The organism is Undibacterium sp. RuTC16W (assembly GCF_049339445.1).
Lineage (GTDB): Bacteria > Pseudomonadota > Gammaproteobacteria > Burkholderiales > Burkholderiaceae_D > Undibacterium.
The window spans coordinates 66,557-87,465 of the sequence record NZ_JBMPPE010000001.1; the positions used below are offsets into that span (position 1 = coordinate 66,557).

The window sequence follows — 20,909 nt, forward strand, 5'->3', positions numbered from 1 at the left end:
TATTTTTTATTTAAGTAAATTTGTCAAAGTATCAGGAGTCAGGTCAGGGCAGACCGTTGCGGCACTTTGTAAGGTCAACGCAGCCAGATGTAGTCCACGCTGTGCTGCCGATATCATGTCAGTATCGTCATGACACAGCGACCAGCAAACCGCCGCGGCAAACGCATCGCCAGCGCCGGTGACATCACAGACATCCACGGCAGGCGCATGCAATACATGCCATTCCGCACCGTCGGTCAGCATCACGCCAGCCTCGCCCAAAGTGACGATGACATCCTGTACGCCTTGTGCCTGCACCAAGCGACAGGCATGCTTAATGTCATCCTCGGTATCGAGCGTTTGCGCTACCCGGGTTCCCAGCTCGGCCCGGTTAAGTATCAGCAACCTGACTCCTCGCAAGTTGTCAGGCAGGCGGCTCATCTTCGGCTGGGACACGGCCACCAGAACCAGCGGGTGAGCGCAACGTATCGCTTCAGCTTGTAAATAGTCAATACTGGATTTGGGCAAATTCAGATCTGCGACGGTCATCAGGGCAACTGCTCGTTGCGTCTGCCGGTTCGCCAGAAAAGTCACATCAAGCTGCTCGCACAATTGCATATGCGCCAGTGCCAGCACCATTTCACCATCGGCATCGAGAATCGCGGTGTAGCTACCACTACCCTGACCGCTCAGCGTCAGGCTGGCACTGGTATCCATCCCGGCAACACGCGCCTGCGCCAGCAAATCGGCACCGCTCGCATCATCACCCACCGCGCAGATCAGGCTTGTGGCGCTGCCCAGGCGAGCGAGATTTTCAGCGATATTGCGCGCCACGCCGCCAAAACTCTCGTGCTGGCTGACCGGATTCGATGTTCCCATCTGCAACGCCCCCACAGTCCGGACTTTACGGTCGATATTAGCCCCGCCGATGCATACCACCGGTCTGCGCTCAGGAAATACATAAGCACGTCCCAGTAAGCGTTTTTCGCGAATCAGGCTGGCGATATGACCTGCCACCGCCGAACGCGATAATTGCAGGCGCTCCGCCAGTTCCTGCTGCGAGATAAACGGCTGAGCATGGATAATCTGATAGACCTGTTCTTTTTTTGATTCGATCACGAGGCGTCCAAAAGTAGTACAAAGAAATAAAACAGTGAAAACGCTGAAGTAAAGAGGACTGACGCAAAACCACCATCTGATCACAGCCAAGCAGATTGAATCCGCAGTCTGGATGCGGCTTCCAAAGGTTTTTCGTGCCAAGAGGCGCACCCCGCTTGCGGATTCGTTTGGGGGAGTTTCTAAAAGATTTTCTCAAAACCCTTTAACCAATAGTCGAAGTCGAGGGAGCTACTTACTCCTGCCTTTTCCCAGCGCCTCCGTGGCGAGAGGTCTTGGTTTTTGCGTAAGCCCTATAAAAAATAAGATACAACAACAAACCAAAGCAGACATTTGTTTTTAATTATAAACAAATGTCTTCTTTGGTTCAAATTATTCGTCAAACTCTTCACGATATGATCATCAACTCCTCTCCATTTTTAATCGGATGCCACACCGGCGGAGTATTTTTTGCGTGATGATTTGACACGGCTAACTATCCCGTCCAAAATTTGCAACATTTTGAATTTGAAGCAAAATTTCAACGCTTTGCAGATTAGTTCTTGACTTGCATAAGCCCACCATAGTTAAATAGGAAATCGATTGCGCAAACGATTGCGCGATCATTTTTTTAGCCAAGAGATCGTCAAATGAAGCCACGCATCGCCGTTGTTGGTAGCGTCAATATGGACCTGGTGTTTCGCACCCCTCGCATGCCCGCCGTCGGCGAAACCATGCACGGTCATGAGTTCTGTCAAATCCCCGGCGGTAAAGGTGCAAATCAGGCCGTAGCGGCAGCACGTCAAGGAGCGGAAGTCAGCTTTATCGGCGCAGTAGGCAATGATGGTTTTGGTGAATTTTCTCAAACCTGTCTGGCGAAAGAAGGCATAGAACTCAGCCATCTTGCAACGATCAATGGTGTCGCCACTGGCGTCGCAGGTATTTTGGTCGAAGACAGCGGCAACAACAGTATCGTGCTGGCCGCCGGCGCCAATGCGCGTGTCAGCGTGGCCCAGGTAGAAAGTGCCAGCGCCACGATCAGTACGGCAAAGCTCTTACTCTGCCAGCTAGAAACCCCTCTGGCCAGCGTAGAACGTGCGATTCAGATCGCCCATCAGCATCAAGTCGGCGTCATCCTGAACCCGGCTCCCGCGCAAGACTTATGTGACGACATTTTGCAACTGGTTGACTATCTGGTGGTGAATGAGACAGAAGCATCTCAGCTCAGCCATATCACAGTGACCGACCAAAACAGTGCCAAATCAGCCTCGCAAGCACTGCTAAAGCGTGGTGTAGGCACCGTCCTGCTGACTATGGGTGAACACGGCGTCATCATTACAGATAAAACAGGTAGCCAGTTTATCGCCGCGATCAAAGTTGACGTCGTCGATACGACAGCAGCAGGCGACACCTTCGTTGGCGCATTTGCAGTTGGCCTGGCCAATGGATTGAGTGTGCTTGATGCCAGCCGCGAAGCGCAATACACGGCAGCACTGACGGTAACCAAACTGGGTGCACAAACCTCCATCCCGCATCGTCGGGATGTACTGGAATTTATGCAACGCCGCCACGCCGCTTAGCTAACACTAACTTCGCACATAATAGCTAAACCGGATATGGACATTACACCAGTCAGCTCAGCATCGCGGCAACAGATTTTGAAATAAAATCGGCGCTGCCCGACTGGAATAGAAAGACCATGTTAGGCTTGCTAGCCGCTGGTAAAAATACGCTTAAACTGATTTGAACCTGCCTGGCCAAGCAGTCATCTCCAACGAATACGACCGACGAGGATATACCGATGAAACTGAAGCATCTTTGCCTGACCATGACCGCTATATCGAGCCTGTTCGCGGCGAACGTGTACGCCGCGGATCCCAAGCTGGCGGTGATTTACGATGCAGGTGGCAAGTTTGACAAATCCTTCAATCAGTCAGCCTCCGAAGGCGCAGAGCGCTTCAAAAAAGAAACCAAAATCTCGTATCTCGAAGTTCAGGTCGCCAGTGACACCCAGACCGAACAAGTGCTGCGCAATCTGGCACGCAAGAACGTCGACCTGATTGCTGCAATCGGTTTTGCGCAGAGCCAGGCCGTTCAGAATATTGCCAAAGAATTTCCAAAAACCAGATTCGTCCTGATCGATGGCGTCGCCACCGGTGACAATGTCAGCTCCGTCCTGTTCAAGGAACAAGAAGGCTCTTATCTGGTTGGAGTAGCTGCCGCAATGGCGAGCAAATCCAAAAAAATCGGCTTCGTCGGCGGCATGGATATCCCGCTGATCCGCACCTTCTCTTGTGGCTACGCGCAAGGCGCCAAAGCGATTGACGCTAAAGTCGATGTCACAACCAATATGGTCGGCACCACGACGTCTGCCTGGAACGATCCGGCTAAAGGCGGTGAGCTGGCGCGTGCCCAGTTTGAACGTGGCGTCGATGTCGTCTTTGCTGCGGCTGGTGGCAGCGGCATGGGCACACTACAAACTGCCAAAGAAAAAGGCAAACTGGCAATTGGCGTTGACTCGAATCAAAATTATCTCTATCCGGGCACCATGCTGACCTCGATGGTGAAACGTGTAGATCAGGCCATCTATGACAGCTTCATGCAAATCAAAAACGGCAACTGGAAAGCCGGCGTCATCAGCAAAGGCTTAAAAGAAGGCGGCGTTGACTGGGCATTGGATAAAGACAACCGCAACCTGATTACGCCAGAAATCGAAAAACGTGTGAACGCCGCCAAGCAAGACATCATCAGCGGCAAAGTCAAAGTGATCGATTTTCGTGAAGGTAGTAAGTGCCCGGTTTGATACTGAATGTTTGATGCTGAATTCATGTCAGATTAATTGTCCAGCGAATCACCGGATAGACAAAGAGAGATTGATATAAGACCGCTGCCCACATTTGCAAAGATGATGGGCAGAATAAATTGCCGGTAAGCGTCAGTCCTCTGTTCCCATAAACATAGCCACCCTCACTCAGCTTATTTTTTACCATCCCTGTATGCAAGCAGCCGTAGAATTCCAACAAATATCGAAACGCTTTGGCGCAGTGCATGCCAATCGTGATGTGAGTTTTTCTATTGCGCCAGGCAGTATTCATGGCGTCATTGGTGAAAACGGCGCAGGCAAATCGACACTGATGAGTATCCTGTACGGCTACTATCGCGCCGACAGTGGCAAGCTGCTGATCAACGGTCAGGCACAACACATCCGCAACAGCCAGGAAGCCATCAAGCTCGGTATCGGCATGGTGCATCAGCACTTTATGCTGGTAGAAAACATGACGGTACTCGATAACGTGATGCTCGGCTCCGAAGGTGGCTTCCGCCTCGCCGCCCATCGCACTGAGGTAGAGAAAAAGCTACGTGAAATTTGCCAGCGGTATGCACTGGATGTTGATCCTCTCAGCAAAATTCAAGACCTTTCGGTCGGCTTGCAGCAACGGGTTGAAATTCTCAAACAGATCTATCGCAGTGCGAATATCCTGATCCTCGATGAACCGACTGCGGTTCTGACCGTACAAGAAACTGCATCTTTGTTTGCCGTATTGCGCCTGTTTAAAGAGCAGGGCAAAACCATCATCCTGATCACGCACAAGCTGCAAGAAATTCTCGACATCACCGATCAGGTCACCGTGATGCGCGCCGGTACAGTTGTCGGCTCCGTTGCCACCGCAACGACGAACAAAGAAGAGCTCGCCAACCTGATGGTAGGCCGCCCCATCCAGACACAATTGCCGCGTGCACCTTATGCACCGGGTCAGCCCGTGCTGGAAGTGAAGCATCTGAATTTGCGTAGCAAACAATCTGTCGAACTACTGAAAAATATTAATCTCACCATACGTGCAGGTGAAATTGTCGCCATTGCCGGTGTGTCGGGTAACGGTCAAAGCGAATTGCTGGAGATCCTGTCCGGCATGCGCTTGCCAAGCAGCGGTGAAATGCTCATGCAAGGCAAGGCATTACCAATCGCCAGACGCAAAGACGCCGACGGCCTGCCAGCAACCTTCCGCCAGCTAGGGATTGCGCATGTGCCGGAAGACCGCTTGCGTGATGCGGTTGTGAAGAATTTTTCGGTGATGATGAATAGCTTTCTCGGCTATCAGACACAGGTCAAAAAACGGTTCGGCTTGCTGGATCTTCAAGGGACGCTGGCGCGCTGTACGGATCTCTTGAAAAAATTTGACGTACGCCCGGCCGATCCTGCCCTGCGTATTGCTTTGCTTTCAGGCGGTAACCAGCAAAAAGTCGTGATTGCCCGCGAAATCGCTGCGGCACCGACATTAATGCTGATCGGACAACCGACCCGTGGTGTTGATATCGGTACCATTGAAAATATCCATGCACAAATCCTGGCAATGCGCGATGCAGGCGTCGCGATTTTGCTGGTCTCGGTCGAACTCGAAGAAGTCCGCGCACTGGCTGACCGGATTCTGGTCATGTCCGACGGCTGCATCACGGGTGAACTGATGGCAGAAGAATTCGACGCAACCCGTATTGGCCTGCTGATGGGCGGCTCCGCTGCCCAGCCAGCGCACCCAAGCGATACGGCGCGTCCGACATCACAGAGCAATGCATAGCCATGAATAATAATGAATTGCCACGCTGGGCTACAGCGATCGCCCTACCGCTTCTGAACTTGCTCTCCGCATTGCTGGTGGCTGCACTGGTTATTTATCTGCTGGGTGAAAGTCCGGTTGAATCGCTGGGCATTCTGCTTAACGCAGCGGTACTCAATCCTGAGGGCCTGGGCTACACCTTGTTTTATGCATCGACATTTATTTTTACCGGCTTGTCCGTCTCCATCGCAATGCAAGCGGGCTTGTTCAATATCGGTAGTGAAGGCCAGATGTATGTCGGTGGCCTGGGTTTAACGCTGGTGTTGCTGGCGCTCGATGCGAGTCTGCCGGGATGGTTGCTGATTCCTCTGGCAATTATCGGCAGCGCTGTGTTTGGTGCAGCCTGGGCCTATCTGCCCGGCTATCTGCAAGCCAGACGCGGCAGTCATATCGTGGTGACGACCATCATGTTTAATTTCATCGCGGCCAGCCTGATGAATTTTGTGATCGTGACTTATCTGATTCCAACCGGTCAGCAAAACCCCGCCAGCCGTGTGTTTGCAGAAGCTGCCTGGTTGCCGAAATTAAATGCAATCTTGCCCGTACTTGGTGAAACACCGCTGAACATCAGCTTCATCCTGGCGCTGGTCGCGCTGGCCATCTATAGCATCGCAGTGTGGCGCTCTGCCTGGGGCTATCAGTTGCGCGCCACAGGTCTGAACCAGCATGCGGCACACTATGCGGGTATCTCAATCACAAAAACCATCGTCATCGCGATGTTGATTTCCGGTGGTCTCGCTGGTCTGGCATCCGTGAATTCCCTAATGGGCTCAACGCATTATCTGAACCTGAATTTTCCGGCAGGCGCTGGTTTCATCGGCATTGCGATTGCCCTGATGGGTCGTCAGCATCCGCTCGGTATTTTGCTGTCATCAATCCTGTTCGGCGCGCTGATTCAGGGCGGCTTTGATCTGTCGCTGGAAAAACCGAACATCCCCACCGAAACCTTCATCTTTATCCAGGGCCTGATCATCTTGTTTTGTGGCGCTATGGAAAACCTGTATGCACCGGTGTTAGCGCGCCTACTTAAGCGGAACTGAAGCGGAGTTAATAATGTTTGATGATTTTCATTTCGCCAGCATACTGGTCTCTACCATCCGCAATGCGCCGGTTCTGATTTTCGCCGCGATGGCGGGTCTGTTTGCCGAGCGCAGCGGCGTCGTCGATCTGGCACTGGAAGGCAAAATGCTGGCCTCAGCCTTTGTCTCTGCTGCGGTTGCCTACACAACACAAAATCCCTGGCTGGGCATACTGGCGGGAGTCGGTATCTCTGTCGCAATCGCTTTGCTGCAAGGCTTTGTCAGCATCACACAAAAAGGTAACCAGCTGGTCGCCGGTATCGCGATTAATATTGCCATGAGTGGCCTGACGTTTGTCCTTGCCCAATTCTTTTTCTCGCAAGGTGGACGTACGCCAGATCTGGGTCAGGCGCGCTTGTTTGATATCGTCTTACCGGGTAGCGCGGCATTAGAAAACATCCCGCTGATCGGCTGGCTCTACAGCAAGTTAATCGGTGGTCACAGCGCGCTGGTCTATCTGGCTTTTGCATTAATCCCTGTCGTGCACTGGGTCGTTTATCACAGCCGTTTTGGCTTGCGCCTGCGCGCTGTTGGCGAGAACCCGCACGCAGCCGATGCCGCAGGTATCAATGTTGAGCGTACCCGCTTCATGGCAATGTTATGTGCGGGTGTCTTATGCTCGTTTTCGGGGGCTTATCTGTCTATCATACAAAGCGGATTCTTCCTGCGCGATATGTCTGCCGGTAACGGCTATCTGGCACTGACTGCACTGGTGTTCGGCAACTGGCGTCCTTTACAAACCGCATTGGGCTGCCTGATGTTCGGCTTTTTTACCGCATTGCAAGTACAGATCGAAGGTATCGAATTTCCAGGTATCGGTAAAATCCCTGGCTCCCTGATACAGATGATTCCGTATGTCGTCACCGTCGTCGTACTCGCGGGTCTGATGGCGAAATCGGTCGCCCCAAAAGCAATTGGTGTACCGTTTGTGAAGTCGCGTTAAAAAATTAAATGCGCTCTCCCGTCTGAGGGAGAGAACCATCGCTGAGATCGCAGCAGCCATATCGCTAGACGGCTATTTGGCCATATAGCGAACAGCCATGTTCGATCATGTTTTCGACCTCCTTGAACCGGGTCAACCGCAACAAGTCACTTCGCGTCTGGGTTCTGTTAATGGCCAGCCGGAGTAATTTTGGAGAACATCCATGCAAGCAAAACACAAAGTCATTTTTGATACAGACCCAGGTGTGGACGATGCAATGGCGCTGTACTTTGCACTCGCCCATCAAGACATCGACGTCATCGGTATTACCACCACTTTCGGTAATGTGTATGTAGAGCAGGCAACGATCAATGCCTTATATCTGACCCGTATCGCGGGCCGCAGCATTCCGGTAGCGCAAGGTGTGGACGTGCCATTCGCAAAAGCCGCCGGCACACCGCCCGACTTTATCCATGGTGCCGATGGTTTGGGAAATCTGCCAAGCCGTATAGACGTTGGTGGCAAAGCCGAAGTCGAAAGCGCCGCAGAATTCATCGTCAAAATGGCACGTCAGCATCCGGGTGAAATCACTCTGGTCGCGGTCGGTCCGCTCGGCAATCTGGGTCTGGCACTGAAGATGGAGCCGCAATTACCCAAGCTGCTGAAAAAAGTCGTACTGATGGCCGGTGCCGTTGACGAACCAGGCAATGTATCGCCGGTCGCCGAAGCCAATGTATGGAATGATCCTGATGCCGCCGATCTGGTCTTTACCGCAGGCTGGGATCTGACCATGGTCGGTCTGGACGTCACGCACCGTGTAGTATTGCCATCAAGCTTCTTTGCTCGCCTGGCAGCACAGCATCAGCACGTCGCGATGGATACGCTGTCACATGCGGTGAATTTCTATGCGAACTTCTACCAAAGCATTCGCCCTGACCTCGGTCATGCCTGCTATGGTCATGACGTACTGGCGTTTGTGTGGCTGGTTGCGCCAGAGATGTTCGAAACGCAATCCGGTCGTGTCCGTGTCGCCAAAGAAGGTATCGGCAATGGCCAAACCATGATGGCAAAACTCGCAATTCCTTACCCGCAACCGGGCTGGGAAATCAGCAAGCCAGAGACCCGCGTCTGCATGAAAGTCGATGCCGATGCCTGCGCTACATTGATCGATGCAACCTTGTCCGGCAACTGGCTACAACCAGCGCTGAGCAACTAAGGAGAAGCCGTCATGCATATTCAACCAGTTGATTATCGCGATCCGGACGCCGCAAAAAAATTCACCGAAAGCCTGCACAATACCGGCTTTGGCGTCTTGACCAATCATCCTTTGTCGCAAGATCTGCTCAATACCATTTACAAAGAATGGTATGACTTCTTCCAGACGGATGCGAAGAATAAATACGACTTCGATACCGAGAAAATGGATGGCTATTTTTCACCAAAAATTTCTGAAACGGCCAAGGGCAATACCAAGCGCGATCTGAAAGAGTTTTATCATATCTATCCGGAAGGTCGTTATCCCGCCGAAGTATCCGACGCAGCACGCCAGTACTATGATCAAGGCAACCTGCTTGCGACCGAGCTGCTGCAATGGGTAGAAGATCACACGCCCGCCGATATCAAAGCCAAATATTCAATGCCGCTGTCCGATATGATTACCGACAGTGACCTGACTTTGCTGCGCGTCTTGCATTATCCGCCTTTGCGCGGCGATGAAGAACCGGATGCCGTGCGCGCTGCGGCACATGGCGACATCAATCTGCTGACCGTATTGCCAGCAGCAACGCAAGCAGGCTTGCAGGTATTGGGCAAAGACGACACATGGCATGATGTGCCTTGCGACTTCGGTATGCTGATCGTGAACATCGGCGACATGCTCGATGAAGCGTCGCAGGGTTATTACCCGTCGACCATTCATCGCGTCCTGAACCCGACTGGCGAAGAGGCGAAAAAATCGCGTATTTCTTTACCGCTGTTCCTGCATCCCCGTCCCGATGTGGTGCTGTCGGAACGCCACACCTCTGGTAGCTATTTGCAAGAACGCCTGAAAGAACTCGGCGTTAAGAAATAAAGTTTTAGAGATTTTCAAAACGATCCCGCTTTATTCATGCGCCTTTCCAGCCTTTTTCGGCCTGGAAGCCGCACCGGATAAGCGGGATTGATTTTAAAATGATGATGAATCAATCTGCCTGGTCTGACTATTCTGTTCAGACACTTTACCTCCAAAGAGAATCCGCATGACAACCCAAGACCTCACGCAACACCTGATCGCCGAAGCCAATCAAGCCCGCGAACGTGCCTACGCACCCTACTCCAAGTTTAAAGTCGGTGCCGCGGTACAGACCAAGGACGGCAAAATTTTTCGCGGCTGCAATGTCGAGAACGCATCCTACGGCCTGTGTAATTGCGCCGAGCGCACTGCGCTGTTCAGCGCCATCGCAGCCGGCTATCGCCCAGGTGATTTCGCAGCGATTGCTGTCACGGGCGATACCGATGGCCCGATCGCTCCTTGCGGTGCCTGCCGCCAGGTCATCATCGAACTCGGCGGACCGGCATTAGCTGTCGTACTGACCAATATCAAAGGCGACATCAAACACACGACCGCCGGTGCACAATTACCGGATGCGTTTTATCTGGAACCGGACGCCAATTGAGCCACCTCAATCCCAAAAAACTCTTGCTCAGCAAATGGACTGCGGCCAAGCCTGAGAATAAAGAAAAACATTTTATTGTGACTCAGCTCATTGAGCCCGAGACGCCAGGTGCACCCTGTGAGCTGATCATCATAGAAGCAGTTCACTCCGGGAACAGCCGCACCATTCCCTGGAAGGAATTGACAGACACCACCAAATGGCTGCAAGGCTGGAAATAACACCATTTAAAAAATGATCGGATCGTTACTGCTATTGTGTGACAAGCTGGCACGGCGGCGATACAAATCACCAGCGCAAGGGTTTTAGGTTTTCCGGTATGCTATGCGCTGTTTTCCCCATGCCACAATAATTCCTTCAGGAGATTGTTATGCAGAATCAACAGGATTTCGATAGTCTGGTCGGCAAGTCAAAATTGGCTGAGGGCGTTGATCGCCGCAGCTTCATTCAAACCGCCGTCGGTGTCGGCTTTGCCGCCGCCGCATTACCCGTCATGGCGCAAACCATGATCAAAACCGACACCAACGGACTGACCGCCGGTGTCGTTGTACTAGAAATCAATGGGCAAAAAGTGCCCGTCTATCGCGCACAACCTGAAGGCAAAACCAACCTGCCTGTGGTTCTCGTGATCTCTGAAATTTTCGGTGTCCACGAACATATCGCCGATGTCGCGCGCCGCTTCGCCAAGCTCGGCTACCTCGCTCTGGCACCCGAATTATTCGTCCGTCAGGGCGATGCCAGCAAGTACCCGAACATCGGTGAACTGATTAAAGAAGTTGTCTCCAAGGTGCCCGATGCGCAGGTCATGTCTGACCTCGATGCCGTAGTTGCCTGGGCCAAGACCAACGGCGGTAATACCAGCAAACTGGCAATCACCGGCTTCTGCTGGGGTGGTCGTATTACCTGGATGTATGCCGCTCATAACCCCGGCGTCAAAGCCGGTGTCGCCTGGTATGGCCGCCTGGTCGGTGAGCCTACGCCGCTTGCCCCAAGCAACCCTGTTGACATCGCAGCAGGCTTGAAAGTGCCAGTCCTTGGCCTGTACGGCGCGAAAGATACCGGCATCAACGCCGAGTCGATTTTCAAGATGGAAGTGGAACTCAAAAAAGGCAACAGCAAATCCACATTCAAAGTCTATGAAAACTCAGGCCATGCGTTCCACGCCGACTATCGCCCTAGTTATGTGGAAGCAGATGCCAAAGACGGTTGGACTCGCTGCGTCGCCTGGTTTAAAGAAAACGGCGTCGTGTAAGTCTCACGGAACATACTGACCGCTGACCAAGCCCCCGGTCAGCGCCCTATCCGGTCCAAACAGGCTCAGACCGGATAGATTTTCTCCTCCCGCACAAGCTGCAATCAAGCGAATATCCACATCAGCCTGGTCACCAAGAGGACTCAGCATGTCATCTCTAGAACTCAAAATTCCACCTCCCTTACTCGCATTGGCAATAGGTTTTGGCATGAGCTTGCTAGCGCGCGTGCTACCGGCAATCGATTTACCGAATGCCCTCAGATTGACACTCTGTCTCGCCATCGCCAGCATTGGCGGCGCCTACAGCATCGCTGGCGCCATCGCTTTCCGCTCAGCGAAAACCACCGTCAATCCGATGACGCCCGAAAAGACTTCATCACTGGTACAAAGCGGTGTCTACCAGCTGACCCGCAACCCCATGTATGTCGGATTATTTCTCGTGCTGTGTGGCTGGACTGTATTTCTGATGTCACCGCTGGCGGCAATTGGTCCGGCTGGATTTATGCTCTGGATCAAGCACTTCCAGATCGCGCCGGAAGAGCGGGCGCTGACGGAATTGTTTGGTGATGAGTACCTGAAATATAAGTTGCGGGTTAGGGCTTGGTTTTAATTTTTTTTAAAAAAATTTCTAGTATCCCTAAGCAAACTTATTTTAATTAAAAACATCTATTTGTATTAGGTCGAATACTACCTGTTACATAGAATCAGATATTAAGTATTAAACATGGATAACCTAGACATTTCAACACTCAGACCGAACGACAACCTCTTAACACATATCGGAAAAAATATATGGCTAATGGATGATCATCGGTGGGCGATCTATGCATGGGAATCGCAAAGAAAGACTAATAAATATGATTTAGTTCATGCTGATTTTCACTGGGATGCTGTTTATGACTTCCACGACGACCCAATAGAAGAACAAACTTTGCTCAATGCGGACAGTGCTCGAATACATGAATATTTAGTCGAAAATCAATGGATCAGATTTGACTCTTTTATAGCACCAGCAGTCAGACGTGGCCTTTTTGAGGTAATTCACTTCTTTTGCAAAGAGACTGAATTCAACGATATTGCCATTGATTATGATCTTCTAAGAAGAACGAATACTACACAGACTATTCACGAATCTATTAATTCCCTATCAACTGCGACTTTTACAAGACCGATCATTTTTGATTTATGCCTAGATCTTTTTAATCATTCTGATCAATGGCAAACAGGAGAGCTCTGGACAGAAAGTGAAATAAGAGAATTTCTCTTACAAACTAAACACATCATTACTGCCGCTGAAATTGTGACCGTTTCACTATCATTTAACTATTCAGGAAATGAAGACGATACTCGACAATTAGCAAAATTAATATTACCTATTTTATTGCAGTACAGAACTAACAATTAAGCTCATGGATACCATAACCAAGAAAGTCGCATCAAACTAATTCCTATTTAGTTAGGGAAATTTATTCGCACGATATCGTTGCTAATTTGCAGAAAACCTCACTCTGTGTTTTAATTTGCAACCCAGTTGCAAGCGCATGGCTTGCATTGACGATTCGAGGTTCAAAATTCACTCCACGTTGTTATCTATTTTATTCGCCACGACGATTGCTGGCGTGCTGAGCATTAGTGCTGCGGCTATTTTTTCGTTTTCGCTGTTATCCAAAATGGTGGAGCGCATGGTCAGCCTGTCGGTCGGCATTATGCTGTCGACCTCACTGCTGCATGCACTACCAGAAGCATTTGAATCGGGTGCAGATCCACGTACTTTGTTTGCGTGTTTGCTGGGTGGTTTGCTGGCGTTTTTTTTACTCGAAAAATTTGCGATCCTGCGGCATTCGCATCATCACGAAGGCGATGGACACCATCACGAGCACGGACATGATGCACATGAGGCGGGCAAAGCAGGCTGGATGATACTGGTCGGTGACGGCTTGCATAATTTTACCGATGGAATTTTGATTGCTGCTGCATTTTTGGCGGATCCTAAGCTGGGTCTGGTGACTGGTCTGGCGATTATCGCGCATGAGATTCCGCAAGAGATCGGTGATTTTATCGTGTTGCTGAATGCGGGTTTTTCACGCACCCGTGCCTATATGTACAACCTGATTTGTAGTCTGATGGCGGTCGTTGGCGGCGTGCTGGGCTTTTATATGCTGGAGGGCGCGAGCAATCTGCTGCCGTACGTGCTGGTGTTTGCTTCATCCGGCTTTATCTATATTGCGGTAAGCGACCTGATGCCGCAAATGCAGCGTCGTGCGACCTTGCGTGAGACGATTCCACAAATACTATTAATCGCACTGGGCGTCGCTCTGGTGTTATTCGTTACGAGTCAACGAGGCTGATATGAGTAGAAAGATCGCGGGATATGGATGGTTGCCAGACTTGCCGGATCATCGCGATCATCGCTTCGATCTGCCACCGGATTATCTGCCTCATCTGCCGGCTAAGATTGACCTGCGTCCTCACTGCCCCAGCGTGTTTGATCAAGGCGAGCGCATCGGTAGTTGTACGGCAAACGCGGTGTGTAATGCGTTTCGCTTTAATCTGATGAAGCAAGGGATGCAACGCCCCTTCATGCCGTCACGCCTGTTCTTGCATTACAACGCCCGGGTCATGATAGGAACAGAACGCCAAAATCACGGCGCGCAGATTCGTGATGCGATCAAGAGTATCGCCAAGCAGGGGGTCTGTCGTGAAACTAGTTGGCCGTACGTCGCGAAGAAGTATGCGACCAAACCGCCGCGCACCGCCTATGACGAAGCACTGGATCATCAGGCAATCTGCTACCAGCGCTTACACCAAAAACTCGATCACTTCAAAGTTTGCCTGGCGACGGGTCATCCGTTTGTGTTCGGACTGACCTTGTACGAGGGTTTTGAATCCGACAAGATGGCAGCATCCGGTGTACTGAACATGCCGAAAAAAGATGAGGGACTGGTCGGTGGTCATTCGGTATTAGCGGTCGGTTATGACGATAAGAGCGAACGTTTTATCGTGATGAATTCCTGGGGGCCGCAATGGGGAAAACACGGTTTTTTCACCGTGCCTTATGCTTACTTGCTGGAGTCAAATCTGGCGGCAGATTTCTGGACCATACGCGCAGTCGAAGGCTGATGTGACTTGATCAAAATCAAGCGATACATCTGGCATATACCTCTCAAAAACAACATACTCCCGTCCTGTATATTTTCATATCCTAGAAAAAACATGCGGGATTGGGCATGTTTTATCTAAAAAATAGGGGAGTATCTGTACTTAGCTAGTTATTCACTTGTTCACTTCAGCCGCTTTATGCAGATTATCCCTCAGCACCGGTGACATAGGGACGTGCTGGCTCCGAGCACCATTCACTCCATGATCCAGGATATAACGCCGCACCGCTTAAACCGGCGACCTCAAGCGCCAGCAAGTTATGGCAAGCGGTTACCCCTGAGCCGCATTGCATAATCGATTTAGCCGCATCCGGCACAATCGCAGCCCATTCTGCCCGCAATTCCTCGGCTGATTTAAAGCGGCCATCTGGCTGAAGATTATCTTTAAAGAAGCGATTTTTAGCGCCGGGAATATGACCACCAACCGGATCGATCGTCTCATTCTCACCGCGAAACCGGTCCGCAGCGCGAGCATCCACCAGCGTGCGTGCCGAGGTAGCGAGATTGGCCAGTACGTCGCCGACGCTCACCTGATTGACCAGGCTGGCAGACGCGCTGATATTGCCACGGCCGCTCTCAGCAACTTTATCCGTCAATGGCAAACCCGCTGCCTGCCAGGCCGGAACACCGCCATCCAGCACGGCAACGGACCGGTGACCAACCCAGCGCAACATCCACCAAAGACGTGCTGCGAACATACCGCCGTGCGCATCGTACACAATGACCTGAGTCGAATGATCGATTCCCCATGAACGTAAAGCGCGGATGAAATCCTCCTTGGCAGGCAAAGGATGGCGTCCGTGAAAAGCACCGTTTGACGAGGTTTTAGCACCGGACAACTGACTGTCGAGATGAGCGAACTGGGCGCGCGGTAAATGACCTGTGTCATACGCTTTTTTACCGGCATGCGTGTCCATCAGATCATGGCGGCAATCGAGAATGACCCAGCGCTGGTCATCGATCCGGGCTGCCAAATCACTTGCAGAGATCAGAGTCGTGTACATAGTTTCCTTTATCTGAATAACTGACGAAAAATGCTTACAACACAAAATGTTTTCTGTAGAAAACACTGATGACAGAATACTCTTGCCTGCAGTGCGATGCCTGTATCACCGAGCGAAAGCTTGATATTCCGACGCAATCGGATCGTTAGGAAGAGCCGTTTTGTTACGACTATTATAAAACGTCGCGATCAGGCCGCTACTCAATATGATGGCGATACCACACCAGCTTAACCAAGCTAGCTGATCATGCCACAGCATCACATCCCAGATACTGGAAAACACAATGCCGACATATTGCAGGTTCGCGACTACCAGTGTATTTCCAAGGCGATAGGCCCGCGTCATCGCCATTTGCGCCGATGCCGCAGTGACACCAATGACCAACAATAACAGCAAACCTTTGAGCTTGTGGGGATGCCAGCCAGATGCCAGCGAATGATCGGATAAGCCGCCCGTAAGCAAGGCACCGAGTACACCGGCTACCGCACAGGTTGCAGAAAAATAAAACACGACACGGTACTCCGGCTCGCCCATCAAACCCATCTGGCGCACCTGCATATACGCGAGTGCAGCAAGCATGCCAGAGACCAGTGCAACCACACCACCCAGCATCTGATCGGCATGCATACTCGGTCGCAATAACAGGATCACGCCGGCGAATCCCAGTGTCACGGCACCGACCAAACCCCATTCGATACGTCGATTATCATTGCCATCGCGTCCGGCTTTAAACCAGGCCGTTGTGAATAGAAAAACGGCAATCCAGACCGGCGACATGTAATTCAGGGTAACCGCCATCGCCAGCGACAAACGACTGATTGAATAAAACCATAGCCACAATGCCAGCACGCCAATCGCCCCGCGCCATAGATGATGTCCTGGCATCGACGTGCGCAAGCTACCGCCCTGCACACGGATCAGGATAAAAATCATCAGCATGCCAATCGCACCGCGATAAGCAACGATCTCTGAGGTTGAGTAGGTATCCGAGGCGAGCTTCACGCAAACGCCCATGATAGAAAACAAGAAGCTGGCAACCAGCATCCAAAGTGACTGCATCGTTTTTCTCAAAAAATAAGGGGAGCTGTTCCGCTCCCCTATTATGCAGGTAATCGATTGACGTCTTCGTTTAGGTAACGAAGTTAAGTAACTAAGTTACCTAAACGATGGACGCAACCGAGGTAATTTAATCCTGCGACTAAAAATGCATTCTGCGTCGATACCACTCATGAAAATGCTGCATGCCATCTTCCATCGGTGATTGATACGGGCCGACTTCATTGACACCGCGATCCATCAGAATCTTACGACCAGCATCCATACGCAAAGCGATCTCATCATCTTCAATGCAGGTTTCCATATAGGCAGCACGCTCGGCTTCGATAAATTCGCGCTCAAACAGTACGATCTCTTCAGGGTAATAGAACTCAACCACATTACGCGTCTTGCCCGTTGCAGTCGGCCATAAGGTTGATACCACCAGCACATGGGGATACCACTCGACCATGATATTCGGATACAAGGTCAGCCAGATGGCACCGTATTTGGGTGTCTCGCCGTTACGGAATTTCAGCACTTGTTCTTGCCAGGCCTGATACGTAGCAGAACCGGACTTTAAGAGACCATTGTTCACACCAACCGTCTGCACGCTGTAGTCTTCGCCAAATTCCCAACGCAAATCATCGCAAGTCACAAAACTACCTAAGCCAGGGTGAAACGGCTCTACGTGGTAATCCTCAAGATACACTTCGATAAAGGTCTTCCAGTTGTAGTCACACTCATGGACTTCGACATGATCCAGCATATAACCGGTGAAATCGAGGTCTTTGGTGATACTGAGCTGCCCCATTTTTTCCATCACGTTATAACCGTTTTGCTCGAACAGTAAACCGTTCCAGTTTTGCAAAGGTGTGCGCGACAGATTCAGGCAAGGCGTGTCATCGAAATGCGGTGCGCCGATCAACTCCCCTTTGAGGTCATAAGTCCAGCGATGCAGCGGGCAGACAATATGATTGGTGTTGCCGCGACCATTGAACATCAGCGCCTGGCGATGGCGGCAGACGTTGGACATGAGCTCAATACCGGCAGCACCCTCGGCATTGCGAACAAGCATGCGGCCCTCGTTCTCGGCAGCGAGCGTGGCAAAGTCGCCGACATTGGGCACCATCAGTTCATGACCGACATAACGCGGGCCAGACTGGAAAAGTTGTTTGATCTCCCGTTGCAATAAGGATTGATCAAAATACACGTGAACAGGAAGTTGCGCGTCAGAGCGCGCGAGTTTGGAAAAAGAAGCCAGATCGGACATCCCTACCCCCCAAATTAATTTGCACCAACCTAAAGGAGAAAGAATCCACAAAAACCTGCTTTTAACTGCATATCGCGGTCAGTTGCGACAATATTCAGGCAAAAGCTCACACAAAAAGAATGAAGAGGAAATTTTGGACAAGACCGCGGATTATACCTGAATCGGCTGCACTGGGTAGCTACCGCGCGGCGATTGCCGCTGCGCTGGCTCAAATTTTTGCTTTCAGACTGTTGTCGGCAACCTACATATTTGCCTCAGAATGAACGCAAATGCATTTTTAGTAATTTTCGTCTAATTTTTTAGATCGTATCAACTTGTTTGTCCTGTGCAGTGACATTTTCTCAATTCTCCCCATGAGACAAATTTACCTCAAGAGAATTTCCCGCTCCGCACCACAGATGCTGCAGTGCACAGCGGTCACTATTTTTGCTGCGTCGCAGCTTGCTTATGAAATAGGCAAAACCTAGCCTGAGTTACTTCAAAGTCTGCGGATACATAGACAGGCAGTTACGGGTAGTTCCATTTCTTTGGAATAGCTATCTATCTCATAGTGCGTTTTTGCAGTTTTGTAACGACCAGAATAACCAATAAAAACAGTGTGGAGAGCACGGCACATTGGCGCGACCTGGTCGACACATACGGCAAAAAAATTCGTATCACGATCAACGAAGAAAGGAGGCACAGCAAAGGACACGACGCAGTCCTGCTTCATTTTGGTTATGTGAAAAAAATAATTTAAGAGACAAAAAAATGAACAAATCCTTCGTAAAAAAAATCTGCGCTTTACTGATTACGTTGACGGTGCTACCCGCACCTTCATGGGCCACCGGCTATACGGAAACAAAATATCCTATCGTGCTGGCACATGGTCTGTTTGGATTCGACAATATCGGTCCGGTTGAATATTGGTACGGCATTCCGGCAGCCCTGCGCTCCGATGGCGCCAAAGTCTATGCAACACAAGTATCCGCAGCGAACAGCACGGAAGTTCGCGGAGAACAATTGCTGACGCAAGTGAAGCAAATCATCGCGGTCACCGGCAAAGCAAAAGTCAATCTGATCGGACACAGTCATGGCGGTCCAACGGCTCGCTACGTCGCCTCGGTACGCCCCGATCTGATCGCATCCGTGACATCCGTAGGTGGCGTTAATCGCGGCTCTAAAGTTGCCGACCTGTTGCTGGGTATTGCACCGGATGGTTCGTTGTCGAACGCAGTCATCGTATCGATCACGAATGGTCTGGCAACCGTGATTAACTTCCTCTCCGGCGGCAAAGGCTTGACTCAGGATTCGCTGGCAGCAGCAAAATCACTGAGCACCGCAGGCTCACTGAAATTCAACACAGCACACCCGGAAGGCATTCCGACCAGCAGTTGTGGCGAGGGCGCATATCAGGTCAACGGCGTGTCGTATTTCTCATGGAGTGGCGCACAAGCTTATACCAACGTACTGGACATCATCGATCCTGCTCTCGCGTTAACATCACTGGCATTTAGCGGCGCCAAAAATGACGGCCTCGTCGCGAGTTGCTCGGCGCATCTGGGCAAAGTCATCCGCGATGATTACGCAATGAACCATCTGGATGAAGTCAATCAGACAGTAGGACTGGTCAATATCTTTGAAACTAATCCAGTAACGATTTACCGTCAGCATGCAAATCGCCTGAAGAATCAAGGACTGTAATTAGATCCGGGCAAAATCAAACCGGATCAACTCCAATAGAGCAGAAACAAATCATCACGATTTTTTTAAGAATGTCATGACTATCAAAAAAAATTCTGCCCTATTTGCAGGAATCATCGTGTTAGGCGCAGCGGTACTGGTTACCGCTGCTTTTTTTGCCTCATCAGCCTCTCAACACAATGAGAACGCCGGCGATGCACTATCCGGCAAAGATCCTTTTGCTTTCGTACGATCAATGGAGGGCACAGTACCAGACGGACAGATCAGACAATCCGATGGCGATACATTGATTGTAGATAATGCCTTGCGTCGCTTATTTGACTACTACCTGGCAGCTGTAGGTGAAAAATCTCTCGATGCGATTCGCACGGAGATAGAAAAAGAACTGGATGCGAAACTGAGTCAACATGCCGCGACTCAGGCAAAAAATTTATTGGGCCGCTATCTCGATTACAAACGGGAATTAGCCGATATAGAAAAAAACCCACCGTCAATCCGCCCTACTCCAGGAATGAATTCTGCAACTAGCGCCATCAAAGCGCGGCTCGCGATCATGCAGCAAACCCGTCAGCGCTATTTTAGCGAAAAAGAAAATCAGGCATTTTTTGCATTCGACGACGCCTACGATACAGATGCGATTGCACGCATGGACATCAGCGACGATCAGAGTTTGAGTGATGTGCAAAAAAAGAACCAATTGCAGGCCCTTGATGCGGCCATGCCAGCCAGTTTACGTGCCGAAAAAGAAGCGCCATATCAGGTAATCCGCTTAGAGGAAAATGTCGCAAAAATGCGCGCACAAGGTGCCAGCGACGATGAGATTTACCGCATGCGCGCCGCTGCCACGACACCGGAAGCGGCCGCCCGGCTGGCAGAACTGGACAGAGAAGATGCACAATGGAAAACCCGCATTGCCAACTATCTGACCGAACGCAGCAGGATCTTAAGCGACGCTGCGAATAAACCCGCAGCAGAACAAATCGCAGCGCTTCAGCAAATCAGAAACCAGATGTTTGATAGCAATGAACAAAAGCGCCTGGCGGCTTACGAGTGAATATCGGCATCACCGTGAGCAAAAAATACGCGCCATAAAAACATAGAAGAACAGATTCAACCGAATAATCAGAACAACTGGCTGTTCATGGAAATTAGTGGTTTATAAGGA

The 20,909-nt window shown here is 50.8% G+C and carries 21 protein-coding genes; 16 read left to right on the plus strand and 5 right to left on the minus strand.

All coding sequences use genetic code 11. The features are described 5' to 3' along the window. Window positions 1-6: 6 nt before the first annotated feature. Window positions 7-1,098: a PfkB family carbohydrate kinase gene (locus tag ACO0K4_RS00310; protein ID WP_422954624.1), complete on the minus strand. Its 1,092-nt coding sequence runs from the start codon at window positions 1,096-1,098 to the stop codon at window positions 7-9. A 626-nt stretch (window positions 1,099-1,724) separates the two neighbouring features. On the opposite strand from ACO0K4_RS00310, the gene rbsK reads away from it, so the two are divergent. From rbsK to ACO0K4_RS00360, 10 genes are all read left to right on the plus strand, one after another. Beyond that, window positions 1,725-2,654: a ribokinase gene (rbsK, locus tag ACO0K4_RS00315; protein WP_422954625.1), complete on the plus strand. Its 930-nt coding sequence runs from the start codon at window positions 1,725-1,727 to the stop codon at window positions 2,652-2,654. Window positions 2,655-2,875: 221 nt separating this feature from the next. Then, entirely contained in the window at window positions 2,876-3,877 is a 1,002-nt protein-coding gene (locus tag ACO0K4_RS00320) for a BMP family lipoprotein (RefSeq protein WP_422954626.1), read from the plus strand. A 193-nt stretch (window positions 3,878-4,070) separates the two neighbouring features. Further along, window positions 4,071-5,648 carry an ABC transporter ATP-binding protein gene (locus ACO0K4_RS00325; RefSeq protein WP_422954627.1) on the plus strand — a complete coding sequence of 526 codons (1,578 nt, stop codon included), beginning with the start codon at window positions 4,071-4,073 and terminating at the stop codon, window positions 5,646-5,648. 2 nt (window positions 5,649-5,650) lie between these two features. Continuing rightward, window positions 5,651-6,727 (plus strand): ABC transporter permease, encoded by a 1,077-nt coding sequence (locus ACO0K4_RS00330; RefSeq protein ID WP_422954628.1) that lies wholly within the window; start codon window positions 5,651-5,653, stop codon window positions 6,725-6,727. A gap of 10 nt (window positions 6,728-6,737) precedes the next feature. Then, window positions 6,738-7,709, plus strand: coding sequence for an ABC transporter permease (locus tag ACO0K4_RS00335; protein ID WP_422955404.1), 972 nt, complete (start codon window positions 6,738-6,740; stop codon window positions 7,707-7,709). A 202-nt stretch (window positions 7,710-7,911) separates the two neighbouring features. Continuing rightward, the gene (locus tag ACO0K4_RS00340; RefSeq protein WP_422954629.1) at window positions 7,912-8,904 is read left to right on the plus strand and encodes a nucleoside hydrolase; all 993 of its coding nucleotides are present in this window, start codon (window positions 7,912-7,914) and stop codon (window positions 8,902-8,904) included. Window positions 8,905-8,916: 12 nt separating this feature from the next. After that, complete coding sequence (locus ACO0K4_RS00345; protein ID WP_422954630.1) at window positions 8,917-9,759, plus strand: isopenicillin N synthase family dioxygenase; 843 nt, start codon at window positions 8,917-8,919, stop codon at window positions 9,757-9,759. 166 nt (window positions 9,760-9,925) lie between these two features. Beyond that, window positions 9,926-10,342, plus strand: a complete 417-nt coding sequence (locus ACO0K4_RS00350; RefSeq protein ID WP_422954631.1) for a cytidine deaminase — start codon at window positions 9,926-9,928, stop codon at window positions 10,340-10,342. After that, the gene (locus ACO0K4_RS00355) at window positions 10,339-10,560 is read left to right on the plus strand and encodes a TIGR02450 family Trp-rich protein (protein ID WP_422954632.1); all 222 of its coding nucleotides are present in this window, start codon (window positions 10,339-10,341) and stop codon (window positions 10,558-10,560) included. The genes ACO0K4_RS00350 and ACO0K4_RS00355 overlap by 4 nt, the downstream gene beginning before the upstream one ends. A gap of 149 nt (window positions 10,561-10,709) precedes the next feature. Beyond that, window positions 10,710-11,591 carry a dienelactone hydrolase family protein gene (locus ACO0K4_RS00360; RefSeq protein ID WP_422954633.1) on the plus strand — a complete coding sequence of 294 codons (882 nt, stop codon included), beginning with the start codon at window positions 10,710-10,712 and terminating at the stop codon, window positions 11,589-11,591. Between the two features lie 3 nt (window positions 11,592-11,594). On the opposite strand, the gene ACO0K4_RS00365 is transcribed toward ACO0K4_RS00360, so the two are convergent. Next, window positions 11,595-11,741, minus strand: a complete 147-nt coding sequence (locus ACO0K4_RS00365; protein ID WP_422954634.1) for a hypothetical protein — start codon at window positions 11,739-11,741, stop codon at window positions 11,595-11,597. On the opposite strand from ACO0K4_RS00365, the gene ACO0K4_RS00370 reads away from it, so the two are divergent. The 4 genes from ACO0K4_RS00370 (at window position 11,740) to ACO0K4_RS00385 (ending at window position 14,711) form a co-directional block, all read left to right on the plus strand. Continuing rightward, window positions 11,740-12,201 (plus strand): methyltransferase family protein, encoded by a 462-nt coding sequence (locus ACO0K4_RS00370; protein ID WP_422954635.1) that lies wholly within the window; start codon window positions 11,740-11,742, stop codon window positions 12,199-12,201. The genes ACO0K4_RS00365 and ACO0K4_RS00370 overlap by 2 nt on opposite strands. 114 nt (window positions 12,202-12,315) lie before the next feature. Beyond that, window positions 12,316-12,996 (plus strand): UPF0489 family protein, encoded by a 681-nt coding sequence (locus ACO0K4_RS00375; RefSeq protein ID WP_422954636.1) that lies wholly within the window; start codon window positions 12,316-12,318, stop codon window positions 12,994-12,996. Window positions 12,997-13,132: 136 nt separating this feature from the next. Then, entirely contained in the window at window positions 13,133-13,939 is an 807-nt protein-coding gene (locus ACO0K4_RS00380; RefSeq protein WP_422954637.1) for a ZIP family metal transporter, read from the plus strand. Between the two features lies 1 nt (window position 13,940). Beyond that, window positions 13,941-14,711: a C1 family peptidase gene (locus ACO0K4_RS00385; protein ID WP_422954638.1), complete on the plus strand. Its 771-nt coding sequence runs from the start codon at window positions 13,941-13,943 to the stop codon at window positions 14,709-14,711. A gap of 184 nt (window positions 14,712-14,895) precedes the next feature. Here the strand turns inward: ACO0K4_RS00385 and ACO0K4_RS00390 are convergent, their stop codons facing one another. From ACO0K4_RS00390 to ACO0K4_RS00400, 3 genes are all read right to left on the minus strand, one after another. After that, on the minus strand, window positions 14,896-15,753 hold the full coding sequence (locus tag ACO0K4_RS00390; RefSeq protein ID WP_422954639.1) for a sulfurtransferase: 858 nt from the start codon (window positions 15,751-15,753) through the stop codon (window positions 14,896-14,898). 105 nt (window positions 15,754-15,858) lie between these two features. Continuing rightward, a complete protein-coding gene (locus tag ACO0K4_RS00395) occupies window positions 15,859-16,812 on the minus strand; it encodes a DMT family transporter (protein ID WP_422954640.1) in 954 nt (317 codons plus the stop codon). 139 nt (window positions 16,813-16,951) lie between these two features. After that, window positions 16,952-18,061 (minus strand): aromatic ring-hydroxylating oxygenase subunit alpha, encoded by a 1,110-nt coding sequence (locus ACO0K4_RS00400; protein ID WP_422954641.1) that lies wholly within the window; start codon window positions 18,059-18,061, stop codon window positions 16,952-16,954. A 750-nt stretch (window positions 18,062-18,811) separates the two neighbouring features. Here ACO0K4_RS00400 and ACO0K4_RS00405 point away from each other — a divergent pair. Together ACO0K4_RS00405 and ACO0K4_RS00410 are read left to right on the plus strand one after the other, a co-directional pair. Next, window positions 18,812-19,744, plus strand: coding sequence for a lipase family alpha/beta hydrolase (locus ACO0K4_RS00405; protein ID WP_422954642.1), 933 nt, complete (start codon window positions 18,812-18,814; stop codon window positions 19,742-19,744). 76 nt (window positions 19,745-19,820) lie between these two features. Then, the gene (locus tag ACO0K4_RS00410) at window positions 19,821-20,798 is read left to right on the plus strand and encodes a lipase secretion chaperone (protein ID WP_422954643.1); all 978 of its coding nucleotides are present in this window, start codon (window positions 19,821-19,823) and stop codon (window positions 20,796-20,798) included. Window positions 20,799-20,909: the final 111 nt, after the last annotated feature.

Excerpts from the sequence above, each read along its gene's own strand:
- ACO0K4_RS00370 (WP_422954635.1), top strand. The coding sequence starts at position 11,740 with ATGTCATCTCTAGAACTCAAAATTCCACCTCCCTTACTCGCATTGGCA.
- ACO0K4_RS00340 (WP_422954629.1), top strand. The coding sequence starts at position 7,912 with ATGCAAGCAAAACACAAAGTCATTTTTGATACAGACCCAGGTGTGGAC.
- ACO0K4_RS00375 (WP_422954636.1), top strand. The coding sequence starts at position 12,316 with ATGGATAACCTAGACATTTCAACACTCAGACCGAACGACAACCTCTTA.
- ACO0K4_RS00405 (WP_422954642.1), top strand. The coding sequence starts at position 18,812 with ATGAACAAATCCTTCGTAAAAAAAATCTGCGCTTTACTGATTACGTTG.
- ACO0K4_RS00395 (WP_422954640.1), bottom strand. The coding sequence starts at position 16,812 with ATGCAGTCACTTTGGATGCTGGTTGCCAGCTTCTTGTTTTCTATCATG.
- ACO0K4_RS00410 (WP_422954643.1), top strand. The coding sequence starts at position 19,821 with ATGACTATCAAAAAAAATTCTGCCCTATTTGCAGGAATCATCGTGTTA.
- ACO0K4_RS00380 (WP_422954637.1), top strand. The coding sequence starts at position 13,133 with ATGGCTTGCATTGACGATTCGAGGTTCAAAATTCACTCCACGTTGTTA.
- ACO0K4_RS00360 (WP_422954633.1), top strand. The coding sequence starts at position 10,710 with ATGCAGAATCAACAGGATTTCGATAGTCTGGTCGGCAAGTCAAAATTG.
- ACO0K4_RS00385 (WP_422954638.1), top strand. The coding sequence starts at position 13,941 with ATGAGTAGAAAGATCGCGGGATATGGATGGTTGCCAGACTTGCCGGAT.
- ACO0K4_RS00320 (WP_422954626.1), top strand. The coding sequence starts at position 2,876 with ATGAAACTGAAGCATCTTTGCCTGACCATGACCGCTATATCGAGCCTG.
- ACO0K4_RS00400 (WP_422954641.1), bottom strand. The coding sequence starts at position 18,061 with ATGTCCGATCTGGCTTCTTTTTCCAAACTCGCGCGCTCTGACGCGCAA.
- ACO0K4_RS00390 (WP_422954639.1), bottom strand. The coding sequence starts at position 15,753 with ATGTACACGACTCTGATCTCTGCAAGTGATTTGGCAGCCCGGATCGAT.
- ACO0K4_RS00325 (WP_422954627.1), top strand. The coding sequence starts at position 4,071 with ATGCAAGCAGCCGTAGAATTCCAACAAATATCGAAACGCTTTGGCGCA.
- ACO0K4_RS00345 (WP_422954630.1), top strand. The coding sequence starts at position 8,917 with ATGCATATTCAACCAGTTGATTATCGCGATCCGGACGCCGCAAAAAAA.
- rbsK (WP_422954625.1), top strand. The coding sequence starts at position 1,725 with ATGAAGCCACGCATCGCCGTTGTTGGTAGCGTCAATATGGACCTGGTG.
- ACO0K4_RS00350 (WP_422954631.1), top strand. The coding sequence starts at position 9,926 with ATGACAACCCAAGACCTCACGCAACACCTGATCGCCGAAGCCAATCAA.
- ACO0K4_RS00330 (WP_422954628.1), top strand. The coding sequence starts at position 5,651 with ATGAATAATAATGAATTGCCACGCTGGGCTACAGCGATCGCCCTACCG.
- ACO0K4_RS00365 (WP_422954634.1), bottom strand. The coding sequence starts at position 11,741 with ATGCTGAGTCCTCTTGGTGACCAGGCTGATGTGGATATTCGCTTGATT.